Genomic DNA, 11,851 nt, shown 5'->3' with positions numbered 1-11,851 from the left:
TTGTTGCGGCGACGTGTCGCCCGTTCCAATGAGGCCATCCCTGGACCTGCCCACGCATCATAAACACTGCGCAGGCCCGGCGTCTCAAACGAACAAAAAGGGCAAAGACATGGCGACGTGCGGCGAAGTATTGGTCAAGTTACTCGAAGGTTACGGGGTCGAGCAGGTGTTCGGCATTCCCGGGGTGCATACCGTGGAGCTGTATCGCGGGCTGGCCCGTTCGAGCATCAACCACGTCACGCCGCGTCACGAACAGGGCGCCGGTTTCATGGCCGACGGTTATGCGCGCACCAGCGGCAAACCGGGTGTGTGCTTCATCATCACCGGCCCTGGCATGACCAACATCACCACCGCGATGGGCCAGGCTTATGCCGACTCGATCCCGATGCTGGTGATCTCTAGCGTGCAATCGCGCAGCCAGTTGGGCGGCGGTCGCGGCAAGCTCCACGAGCTGCCGAACCAGAGCGCACTGGTCGGCGGCGTGGCGGCGTTCTCCCACACCCTGATGTCGGCGGCTGAATTGCCGGGCGTGCTGGCGCGTGCGTTTGCATTGTTCCAGGCCGGTCGTCCGCGTCCTGTTCACATCGAAATTCCGCTGGACGTTTTGGTCGAAGAAGCCGACGACTTGCTCACCAGTCTGCCGGTCAACATCGACCGCGCCGGTGCTTCGCCGAGCGCCATCAGCCGCATGACCGCGCTGCTGGCCGGTGCCAAGCGCCCGCTGATTCTAGCCGGTGGCGGTGCCATCGATGCGGCCGCCGAGCTGACGGAACTGGCCGAACTGCTGGACGCGCCAGTGGCCCTGACCATCAATGCCAAAGGCATGCTCGAATCCAGTCACCCGTTGCTGATCGGTTCAACCCAAAGCCTGGTCGCGACCCGTGCCTTGGTGGCCGAGGCCGACGTGGTATTGGCCATCGGCACCGAACTCGCCGAGACCGATTACGACGTCACGTTTGCCGGCGGCTTCGAGATTCCCGGCGTGCTGCTGCGAGTGGACATCGACCCCGATCAGACCGTGCGCAACTACCCGCCGAAAGTCGCCCTGGTGGCTGACTCGCGCAACGCCGCGCAAGCCTTGCTGAGTGAGCTGTCCAAACACTCGCTGGCCGAGCGCCGCAACGATTGGGGCCAGGTCCGCGCTGCCCGTCTGCGCGAAGACCTCGCCGCCACTTGGGATGCGCCGACCCTGGCCCAGACCCGCTTCCTGGAAACCGTCCTGCACGAACTGCCGGACGCGGTCTTCGTCGGTGATTCGACCCAACCGGTGTACACCGGCAACCTGACCTTCAACCCGGAACGCCCGCGTCGCTGGTTTAACTCGTCCACCGGGTACGGCACCCTCGGTTACGCCTTGCCGGCGGCGATTGGCGCCTGGCTCGGCGGCAGCGTTGAAGGCGGCGCGCGTCCTCCGGTGGTGTGCCTGATCGGCGACGGCGGCCTGCAATTCACTCTGCCGGAACTGGCCAGTGCCGTTGAAGCGCGCACCCCGGTAATCGTCCTGCTGTGGAATAACCAGGGCTACGAAGAGATCAAGAAATACATGGTCAACCGCGCCATCGAGCCGGTGGGCGTGGACATTTACACCCCGGACTTCATTGGTGTGGCCAAGGCGCTGGGCTGTGCAGCCGAAGCGGTCAACGGTGTCGAGCAACTGCGCAGTGCACTGCGCGTCGCCGCTGATCGCCAAGGCCCGACCCTCATTGAAATCGATCAGACCCAGTGGATGAAGGCGGTGTCGAAATGAGCTTTCCGACGACTCTGGACGGCCTTTATATCAATGGCCAATGGTTGGCGGGCAACGAACATTTGCGCGTGATCAACCCAGCCACCGAAGCCCTGTTGACCACCGTGAATGGCGGCGATGAAAAAGCCGTCGATCAAGCCGTCACTGCCGCCACCCAGGCGGTCGGCGAATGGTCGAAAACCACCGGCACCGAGCGCGGCGCGATCCTGCGCAGAATCGCTGCGGGTGTTCAGGCCGGGCGTGAACACCTGATGAAGTTGCAGTCGAGCAACAACGGCAAACCGCTGTTTGAAGCCGCCATCGACGTCGATGACGTGATCGCCACGTTCGAGTATTACGCAGGTCTGGCCGAAGGCCTCGATGCCAAACAAGACAGCAACGTCGAGCTGCCCACCGACGATTTCAGCGCTCGTGTGCGCCGTGAGCCGTGCGGTGTGGTCGGCCTGATCGTGCCGTGGAATTTCCCGATGGTCACCACCGCCTGGAAACTCGCCCCGGCCCTGGCGGCCGGTTGCTGCGTGGTACTCAAGCCTTCCGAAGTCACGCCGCTGCCAGAGCTGGAACTGGCGACGATCATCGCCGAAGCAGGCTTGCCCGCCGGTGTGTTCAACCTGGTTTGTGGCACCGGCCTGGCCGTCGGCGCACCGCTGTCGGCCGACCCGCGTATCGCCAAGATCTCCTTCACCGGCAGCAACGCGGTCGGGGTCCAGGTCATGCAACGCGCAGCAGAAACCGTCAAAGGCGTGAGCCTGGAACTGGGCGGAAAATCCTCGCTGCTGGTGTTGGCCGATGCCGACATCGGACTGGCCGTGGAAGTGGCCTGTGGCGGCGGTTTCTTCAACGCCGGCCAGATGTGTTCGGCCACCAGCCGCGTGCTGGTCGCTGACGAACTGGCGGATGAATTCCTCATTCGTTTGAAGGCCCGTGCCGAAGCCATTCGCGTGGCCGACCCGTTCGACCCGAACGTTGAAATGGGCGCCCTGGTCAATCAGGCGCAATACCAGCGTGTGTTGGGCCACATCGATCGTGGTTTGAGTGCGGGCGCCAAACTGATTTGCGGCGGCAATCGTCCCGCAGACCTGTCCCGCGGTTATTTTTTGCAGCCGACGATTTTCACCGAAGTGCCCCTCGACAGTGCGTTGTGGTGTGAAGAGATTTTCGGCCCGGTGATCTGCGTACGCAGTTTTGCTTCCGAAGACGAGGCAATTGCCTTGGCCAACGACAGCCAGTTCGGTCTGGTCGCCAGCGTAGTCACCCGTGACAACGAAGCGGCCGACCGGGTCGCCAACGCCTTGCAGGCGGGGCTCGTGTGGATCAACGCGCCGCAGGTGATCTTTCCGCAGACCGCCTGGGGTGGCTACAAACAGAGCAGCATCGGCCGCGAATTGGGGCCGTGGGGTTTGCAGGCTTTCCAGGAAATCAAACACGTGATTCGAGCGGTCTGACGGCTCGAAAAGGGTCAGCGCATGCCTCGCGATGAGGCATGCGCTGGCGTCATGGCTTCAATGAGTTTTTATCGATAGTCAGGTGTTTTGCACGACTTCAGGATGAACCCGCTGGTTCAGCCAAGCCCCCGAAAATACGAGGGATACCGCTGATCCGGCCGCGCGGATGCAACAGTTTCGACCTGCCTTATACCTACAAAAACAAAGGGAGTCCGTAATGGGCGAGCATGATCTGAACAGACGTCAATTCATCAAAACCGTGGGCGTGGCCTCGGTGGCAGCGGCGGCCATGAGCTTGCCCTTCGTCAAGGCCAATGCCAGCGACACGCGCTTCCAGGGCAAGACCCTGCGCTTGCTGACCTGGTCCGATGACACGGGCCTGGCCGCATTGCGCAACATCGCGGCAACCTTCGAAGACAAGTACGGCTGCAAGGTCATCGCTGACCGCACCGGCAGTACGTCGGAAATGGTCGCCAAACTCAAGGCAGCGGGTGATCGTCCGCAGTACGACATCATCACCCTGGCCGGCGTCGGCGCCGAAGGCCTGGCCGCGGCCAACCTGCTGGAAAAACCCGACCTCAACCGCATTCCCAACCTGGTCGACGTACCGGAGAAATACCGCACCGGCGCCAATGGCCACGGCATCGGTTACCTGTTGTGGTGCAACAGCCTGGTCTACAGCACCCGCACCATCAAGGAAGCCCCGGACAGTTACGCCGCCCTGTGGGACGCCGAGCTGTCGCCGAACATCTTCCTGCCGCCGCCGAACTGGACCGAAGCGATGGACCTGATCATCATCGCCGCCAAACTGGCCGGTGGTGACGAGCACAACATCGAGCCGGGCTTCAAGAAACTCGCCGAGCTGAAAGATCGTGTGGTGACCCTGGGTGAAAACCCGAACCAGATTGCCGAACTGTTCCGCACCGGTTCCCTGGACATGGGCGGCCTGTACGCGCCGGCCTTCTTCCCGAAACAGATTCGCGATCCGGCCTACGGCCTGGGCGCCACGTTTGGCATGAAGGAAGGTTTCTACACCGACCTGATGCTCTCGGTGATGCCGAAGAATCGTCCGGGCGATACCGACCTGGTCTACGCCTTCATCAACCACTCTCTGGACCCGCTGGTGCAGGGCAAGATGGCCGAGGACATTTACAACGGTCCGGTCAACGCCAAGGCGATCATCTCCGCCGAAGCGCGCAAGAGCCCGTACATCCTCACCCCGGAGCAGATTGCCGAGAAAGCGATCATGCACGACAACGCCTTCCTGGCCTCCGTGCATGACCAATGGATTCGTCGTTACACGGAAATCTTTTCTTCCTGATCGAGTGGCGAACACAAGTCTTCAGAACACTGCAAATCCCTGTGGGAGCTAGCCTGCTAGCGATTGCGGTCTGACATTCAGCATTGATGTCGACTGACGGATCGCTATCGCTAGCAGGCTAGCTCCCACAAGGGGCCAAGGTGATTTTGAGGGCTGTGTTTGCCAGCTGCTTTCCATTGACGAGACCCTTGCTATGGAACACCAACCTCTGACTCATCCGGTCGCCGCCGCTCCATCGCGCGCCAACCGGGGTGTTTCGCCGACGGCGCGTGCCTGGTTTTTCCTCACGCCGTCGATGCTGTTTCTGGGCGTGCTGATTGCCGCCAGTCTGCTGGTGCTGCGCATGAGCGTGGGCACCAAAGGCGCGGAGTGGACCGGGTTCAGCCTGGCCAGTTACGCCCAATTGCTCGAACCCTATTACCTCAAGTCCTTGCTGCTGACCCTGCGCCTGGCGCTGATCAGCGCGGTGATCGCGGTGGTGTTGGCGATCCCGGTGGCCTATACCATGTCGCGCCTGACCTCGCCATTTGTGCGACGGATCTTCCTCGCCGCGGTGCTGCTGCCATTGCTGGTCAACCTGCTGCTGCAAAGCTACGGCTGGCTGGTGATTCTCGGCCCGGGGGGGATGCTCAATCAGGCGCTGATGGGGCTGGGCCTGATCAAGCGCCCGATCATGCTGCTCTACAACCAGAACGGCGTGCTGATGGGGCTGGTGCAAACCGCGTTCCCGCTGGCCGTGCTGCCGATTGCCAGCGCCATGCGCGGCGTTGCGCGTACGTATGAAGAAGCCGCCGCCACCCTCGGTGCGAGCCGCTTCCAGGTGTTCCGCCAAGTGGTGTTGCCGATGAGCATGCCGGGGATCATCACCGGTGCGACGTTGGTATTTGCCTACAACGCCAGCAGCTTCGTGGTGCCTTTACTGCTCGGGGGGCGTCGCGTGCCAATGCTGGCGGTGATGGTGCATGACCAGATCGCGCCGCTGATGAACTGGCCCGCCGCGTCGGCTGCCGGCGTAGTGCTGATCGTCACCACCCTCGCGATCATGACCTTGTCCGAATTCATCACTGGCCGTCGTCGGCGCATGCTGGAGGCTTCCCAATGAGCACGTTGACCAAGAAACGTTATGGGCTGCTGCCCGGCGAGACCGGCAAGTTTGCCGGCATCCTCTCAGGCTTCATCCTGCTGTTGGCGGTGTTGCCGATCCTGACCATGATTGTCATGTCGTTCAGCGGTGCGTCGAACCTCGACTTCCCGCCGAGCAGTTACAGCCTGCAATGGTACAAGGCCGCCTGGCACACCTTCGTGTCGCCGGATTCCAGCGATGTGCTGAGCCTGGGCAAAGCCATGACCACCAGCCTGATGGTGGCGTGCCTGACCATGGTCTTCGCGACCATTGTGGCGGTGCCGGCAGCCTACGCGCTGACCCGTTGCGAGTTCCGCGGCAAAGCCGTGGCACTGCAACTGATGTCGCTGCCGCTGGTGTTTCCGATGGTGGTGTTGGGCCTGGCGTTGCTGCTGGTGTTCGACAGCCTGCCGTTCCAGATGACCACCTCACGGCTGGTGATTGCTCATGTGATTCTGGCGCTGCCGTTCGTGGTGAAGAACTGCACCGCGGCGATGCTCTCCATCGGCAGCGAAGTCGAAGAGGCCGCGCAAATGCTTGGCGCTTCACCGCTGCGGGCGATTATCGATGTGGTGGTGCCGTTGATGAAGTCGGGGATTCTGGCAGGCATGCTGCTGGCGTTCATTGTCTCGTTCAACGAATTCACCGTGACCTATTTCCTCTACACCATCGACGTCATGACCGTGCCGATCTGGATGTACAGCCGCACTGTCTCTTCGCTCGACCCCACCGTATTTTCGTTTGCCGTGCTGATCGTGCTGATCGACTTCGTCCTGATCTGGGCGTTGGAGAAGCTGGTTGGTGAAGGTGGCGTTTCGTTCTGATTTCTTGAGGTGATTCATATGTCTGGTCTGATTCTGGAAAACGTCGAGAAATATTACGGCTCGGCCTGCGCGGTAAAGGATGTAAACCTGCATTTGCCTGAGGGCAAACTGGTGTGTTTCCTCGGCCCGTCGGGCTGCGGTAAAACCACTTTGCTGCGAATGATCGCCGGGCTCGAAACCCTCAGCGGCGGCGAGATTCGCCTGGACGGTGAAGACATCGGCCATACGCCTGCGCATCAGCGCAATTTCGGCATGGTGTTCCAGTCCCTGGCGCTGTTTCCGCACATGACGGTGGGGGAGAACATCGCCTATCCGCTGAAACTGCGGGGCGTCAGCAAGGCTGATCAGCAGGCGCGGGTGGTGGAGTTGCTGGAGCTTATTCAGCTGAGCGAGATGATTGACCGCCCGGTGGCCAAACTCTCCGGCGGGCAACGTCAGCGCGTGGCGATTGCCCGGGCGATTGCCAACCACCCGAAAATCCTCCTGCTGGATGAACCGCTGTCGGCGCTCGACGCCAAGCTGCGCGAGTCGATGCAGGTGGAAATCCGTCAGCTGCAACAGCGCCTGAACATCACCACGATCATGGTGACCCACGATCAGCGCGAAGCCATGACCATGGCCGATATCGTGGTGGTGCTGGGTGAGCATCGGGTGCAGCAAGTGGGCACGCCGATTGAAATCTACCGGCACCCGGCCAATGAGTTTGTGGCGGACTTTATCGGTTCGGGCAACATCTTCCCGGCCACGGCGCTGGGCAACGGCAAGATTGGATTGCCGGGTGGCGATGCGCTGGAAGTGCCGATCTGCAGCAGCATTGTGGTCGGTGAGAAGGTGAAAATGCTGATTCGCCCCGAAGACCTGCAACTGTCGCATCCGCAAGCGACGGCGGGGAACCGGTTGCTCGGTACGGTGACGTTTGTGCGCGATATCGGCGCGACGATTGAAACGACGGTCGAGTGTTCCGGGGTGTCGTTTACCGCATTGAGCACGCCGTGTCAGGGGTTTGGGTTGAGCATTGGCAATCCGGTGTCGGTGACCTTGCCGGCCGAGGCGTGCCGCGTGCTCAGCGCCTGATCCAGATTTGATGTCGGCCTTACTGGCCCCATCGCTGGCAGGCCGGCTCCCACAGGTTGCATCGGTGTTCACTTGATTGTGTGAGCACTCACAATCCCTGTGGGAGCTGGCCTGCCAGCGATGAGGCCATCAGTTACACCCTCAAGGCTGAATCAGACACTCAACCTCAACCGAGCCAAATCCCGGAGCGGCGGCGCGCCGAATAACCGGCTGTATTCCCGGCTGAATTGCGAAGGGCTTTCATACCCCACCCGATACCCCGCCGCCGAGGCTTCCAGCCCTTCGGCCAGCATCAACCGCCGCGCTTCCTGCAAGCGCAGCTGCTTCTGATACTGCAACGGACTCATCGCCGTCATCGCCTTGAACCGGTGATGCAGCGTCGACACGCTCAGGTTCACTTCCTTCGCCAGATCATCGATGCGCAGCGGTTGCTCATAGTTGCCGTTGAGCCACTTGATAGCCTGGCTGATGCGGTGGCTCTGGCTATTGGCGATCGCGATTTCATACAGCCGATGCCCTTGCTGGCTGCGCAGTAACCGATAAAGAATCTCCCGACGAATCAGTGGCGCGAGCATGGCGATGTCTTTCGGGGTTTCCAGCAACCGGGCCAGACGCAACACTGCGTCGAGCATGGCCGTATCGATCCGTTCGACATACAAGCCTCGCCCCGTTGGCCGGGTGGGCACACCGAGCGGGCCGGCGTCGGCAATCAGCGCGGTGATTTCCGTCGGGTCGATGTCCAGCCGCACCGCGAGGATTGGCTCTTCAGACGTGACGTTCACCACTCGTCCGCTCAAGGGCATCGAGACCGACACCACCAGGTAGTTCAGCGGATCGTAATTGAAGTATTCGTCGGCCAGCCTGACCTCTTTACGGCCTTGCGCCATGATGCACAACGCCGGTTGGGCCAGCACCGGGGCAAAGTCATGAGACTTGCTGTGTTTAGACATGAACAGCGAGCCGACGGCAGTCGCATAATTGCCATCGTCCGTGGTGTTGCGACGGATGATAGCGGCCAGTTCCGCGCGCTGTTTCTCCATGTCGGCATCCAGCGGGGCTTGAAAGTGATCGAGCGACGACATGCAAGGCATCCTCGGCGGTGCGTTGGTAATGGGGCGAGCTTAAGTTTGTGCAAGACGATGTGGTAGACACATCCTGCCTCAAGCTTGCCTGATTCTGCATTGAGTGGATTAGCGGTGCCTCTACGGCTGCCCCAACCAAGGCAAACTTGCTTGATAGCCGTGTTTAATCGATACGGACGCTTTTACAGGTTGTTACAGGTTATTCGAAACGCTGCGCAGGATTGTGCAAAAAGCCGGCAGGAATCGACTAACCGCACTTCCACCTGCGCGCTTAACCTTTGATCCTGTCGCAGCCCGTCCCACGGCTGCCACTCGAGTACCTGGGAGGGTTGAACATGTCTACGCAGATCCCCGTCAGTCATATGGCTTTTGTTCGTGCCCGCGCCGGACGTTCGGCGGAGCTCGGTGTGCGCCTGAGCGCCTTGATCGAGCCGTCCCGCAGCGCGCCGGGTTGCCTGAGCTTTTCCCTGCAGCATTCGCAATGCGATCCGGAGTTGTGGCTGGTGTCCGGTTTCTGGACTCACCAGCAAGCGATGACCGCTTATTTCGGCACCCCTGCGATGGAGATTTTCGCCGAGCTGGTGCAGGAGCTGGTGGTCAACAGCCTGGATTTTCATACATTCAAGGATGTATCGGCCGACCAGGCGCTGTGGCAGTCCCGGTCACGGGTACACAAAATGGCGGGTTGAGGGTTTAATGGCTCCATTCTCAATCAGCCAGGATCCGCGACATGGCACGTAAAGCCTTTGAAACCTTCGAAGCCGTATCCGCCGTAGTACCGGGCGAGGGTGGTTACCACGCCGCGATCGCCGTCAAAGCCATCGGTGGTACCGGTGCGCCACGTTTTCACAAAGTGCTTGAAGGGCAAATCTTCAAGACTGCCAACGAGGCTGATCTGGCCGCCGCCAAAGAGCTGACCCGCCTCAAAGACGTCAAAGAAGACGCCGACCTGCTCTGGTAATCACTTGACCGCCCCCGGGCGATACATCTTGAACAATGCCTCTGGCCCCAGCTGAAAGTAATCCGCTGGCCCGCCGCCGCGCAGAATCGGTTCTGCCGCGGCGGTGTCGTACACCCCGTCCTTCAACAGCCACTTGGCGATATGCACGGCGACCACTTCGCCCAGAATCAGCCAGCTCGGCACCACGTTCCCGTCCGCCCGCTGCAACTGAATGATCTGCGTGACCTTGCATTCGAAGGACACCGGGCTTTCGGCCACACGTGGTACTTGAATGATTTTCGAGGCGACCGGGGTCAACCCTGACAATTCGAACTCGTTGACCTCGGGCGGGACCATGGCGCAGCTCTGGTTCATCTGCTCGGCCAGCGGACGCGTGGCGAGGTTCCAGGCGAATTCACCGGTCTGCTCGATGTTGTTCAGGCTGTCTTTACGGCCGACGCTGGAAAACCCGATGATTGGCGGAATGTAGTTGAAGGCGTTGAAGAAGCTGTAAGGCGCCAGGTTCAAGCGGCCGTTGGCATCCTGTGAGGAAATCCAGCCGATGGGGCGGGGGCCGACGATGGCGTTGAACGGGTCATGCGGCAAGCCGTGGCCGTTGGCGGGTTCGTAGAAGTGGATGTCGTCGGGCATGGGCGCGGGTTCCAGAAGCATTATTCTTGGGCGCTCATAGTGCTGGGACGAACAGATAATTTCCAGCGACGCGATCCCTGTAGGAGCGAGGCTTGCCCGCGAAGGCGGTGTATCAGTCAACCAAGGTGTTGAATGTAACGACGCCTTCGCGGGCAAGTCGGATCGCCGCACCGCTCGCTCCTACAGGTTCTGTGTCGGCAATGAAAAAAGGGCAGACCCGCTAAGGTCTGCCCCTGTTTTTTATTGCGCGGGCTGACTCAGTCCGTCTCGATCCGCGAATGCTTGCGGGTGTCTTTCATGGTGATGTACACCAGCAACGACACGGCGATACACGCCGTCACATACCAGTAGTAACCGGTTTCCATACCAATGCTCTTGAACCACAGCGCGATGTATTCAGCGGTGCCGCCGAAGATCGACACGGTCAGCGCGTACGGCAGGCCGACGCCCAGCGCACGAATCTCGGTCGGGAACAGTTCGGCTTTGACCACCGCGTTGATCGAGGTGTAACCGCTGACGATGATCAGCGCCGCCATGATCAGGAAGAACGCGCCCCACCAGCTCTGAATCGTGTGCAGGGTGGTCAGGATCGGCACGGTGAACAGTGTCCCGAGAACACCGAAGGCGATCAGGATCGGCCGACGGCCGACTTTATCCGACAGCCCGCCAATGATCGGTTGCAGGCACATGAACAGGAACAGCGTGGCGGCGGAAATGGTGGTGGAGTCGGAGATGCTCATGCCGACGGTGTTCACCAGGTATTTCTGCATGTACGTGGTGTAGGTGTAGAACGCCAGGGTGCCGCCCATGGTCAGGCCGACCACGGTCATCAGTTCCTTGGGGTGGCGCATCAAGGTGCGCATCGCGCTTTCCTTGGCCTTCTCTTTCTTGGTGAACGACTCGGTTTCTTCCATGCCACGACGCAGGTACAGCGCGACCACGGCACACAGCGCGCCGATGGCGAACGGGATGCGCCAGCCCCAGGCGTACAGCTCTTCGGTGGTCAGGACTTGTTGCAGCACGATCAACACCGCCAACGCGATGAGCTGGCCCGAAATCAGGGTCACGTACTGGAAGCTGGAGTAAAACCCGCGACGTTCCTTGGTCGCCATTTCGCTGAGGTAGGTCGCCGAAGTGCCGTACTCGCCGCCGACCGACAGGCCTTGCAGCAGGCGGGCGAAAATCAGCAGGATCGGTGCGCCGATGCCAATGGTTTCATAACCGGGGCTCAGGGCAATCAGCAGCGAGCCGAAACACATCAGGTACACCGAAGCCATCAGTGCTTTCTTGCGACCGGCCTTGTCGGCGTACAAGCCCATCAGCCAGCCACCAATCGGGCGCATCAGGAAGCCCACGGCGAAGATCGCGGCGGTGTTCAGCAGTTGTGCCGTGGTGTCGCCTTTCGGGAAGAAGGCCTTGGCGAAATACAGGGAGAAGGCAGCGTAGACGTACCAGTCGTACCACTCGACCATGTTGCCGACAGAGCCGCTGAAGATCGACTTGATGCGACTGGTGGTAGTTCTTTCTTTGGCGGGCACGGCAGCCGACCCAAGGGGCAGGGCGTTGGAGTTATCCATTGAAGGATCCTTCGTTTAATTGTTTTTGTGGAGCGCGTTGAAACGCAGCCTGAATGGGCTATAGCAG

General features: G+C 60.8%; 11 protein-coding genes. 8 read left to right on the top strand and 3 right to left on the bottom strand.

Annotation, left to right across the window (positions count from 1 at the left end; translation table 11 throughout):
- Positions 1-109 precede the first annotated feature (109 nt).
- From ACYZT6_RS20830 to ACYZT6_RS20805, 6 genes are all read left to right on the top strand, one after another.
- On the top strand, positions 110-1,747 hold the full coding sequence (locus ACYZT6_RS20830) for a 5-guanidino-2-oxopentanoate decarboxylase (protein WP_462028447.1): 1,638 nt from the start codon (positions 110-112) through the stop codon (positions 1,745-1,747).
- Positions 1,744-3,192 (top strand): aldehyde dehydrogenase family protein, encoded by a 1,449-nt coding sequence (locus ACYZT6_RS20825; RefSeq protein WP_462028446.1) that lies wholly within the window; start codon positions 1,744-1,746, stop codon positions 3,190-3,192. The genes ACYZT6_RS20830 and ACYZT6_RS20825 overlap by 4 nt, the downstream gene beginning before the upstream one ends.
- Before the next feature lie 217 nt (positions 3,193-3,409).
- Positions 3,410-4,513, top strand: coding sequence for an extracellular solute-binding protein (locus ACYZT6_RS20820; protein ID WP_131063254.1), 1,104 nt, complete (start codon positions 3,410-3,412; stop codon positions 4,511-4,513).
- 193 nt (positions 4,514-4,706) lie between these two features.
- Positions 4,707-5,615, top strand: coding sequence for an ABC transporter permease (locus ACYZT6_RS20815; protein WP_461976281.1), 909 nt, complete (start codon positions 4,707-4,709; stop codon positions 5,613-5,615).
- Positions 5,612-6,460, top strand: coding sequence for an ABC transporter permease (locus ACYZT6_RS20810; RefSeq protein WP_094470951.1), 849 nt, complete (start codon positions 5,612-5,614; stop codon positions 6,458-6,460). Before ACYZT6_RS20815 ends, ACYZT6_RS20810 begins: the two co-directional genes overlap by 4 nt.
- A gap of 18 nt (positions 6,461-6,478) precedes the next feature.
- Positions 6,479-7,534, top strand: a complete 1,056-nt coding sequence (locus tag ACYZT6_RS20805; RefSeq protein ID WP_462028445.1) for an ABC transporter ATP-binding protein — start codon at positions 6,479-6,481, stop codon at positions 7,532-7,534.
- A gap of 152 nt (positions 7,535-7,686) precedes the next feature.
- Here the strand turns inward: ACYZT6_RS20805 and ACYZT6_RS20800 are convergent, their stop codons facing one another.
- The gene (locus ACYZT6_RS20800) at positions 7,687-8,616 is read right to left on the bottom strand and encodes an AraC family transcriptional regulator (RefSeq protein ID WP_462028444.1); all 930 of its coding nucleotides are present in this window, start codon (positions 8,614-8,616) and stop codon (positions 7,687-7,689) included.
- A gap of 335 nt (positions 8,617-8,951) precedes the next feature.
- On the opposite strand from ACYZT6_RS20800, the gene ACYZT6_RS20795 reads away from it, so the two are divergent.
- Positions 8,952-9,305 (top strand): antibiotic biosynthesis monooxygenase family protein, encoded by a 354-nt coding sequence (locus ACYZT6_RS20795; protein WP_462028443.1) that lies wholly within the window; start codon positions 8,952-8,954, stop codon positions 9,303-9,305.
- A 41-nt stretch (positions 9,306-9,346) separates the two neighbouring features.
- Complete coding sequence (locus ACYZT6_RS20790) at positions 9,347-9,577, top strand: hypothetical protein (protein WP_131063248.1); 231 nt, start codon at positions 9,347-9,349, stop codon at positions 9,575-9,577.
- Here the strand turns inward: ACYZT6_RS20790 and ACYZT6_RS20785 are convergent, their stop codons facing one another.
- Positions 9,578-10,207 carry a flavin reductase family protein gene (locus tag ACYZT6_RS20785; RefSeq protein ID WP_462028442.1) on the bottom strand — a complete coding sequence of 210 codons (630 nt, stop codon included), beginning with the start codon at positions 10,205-10,207 and terminating at the stop codon, positions 9,578-9,580.
- A 257-nt stretch (positions 10,208-10,464) separates the two neighbouring features.
- A complete protein-coding gene (locus ACYZT6_RS20780; RefSeq protein ID WP_462028441.1) occupies positions 10,465-11,784 on the bottom strand; it encodes an MFS transporter in 1,320 nt (439 codons plus the stop codon).
- Positions 11,785-11,851 lie beyond the last annotated feature (67 nt).

Source organism: Pseudomonas sp. RT6P73 (assembly GCF_054897715.1).
Note: the sequence above shows the minus strand (reverse complement) of the source record. Positions and strands in the feature narration are given on the sequence as shown.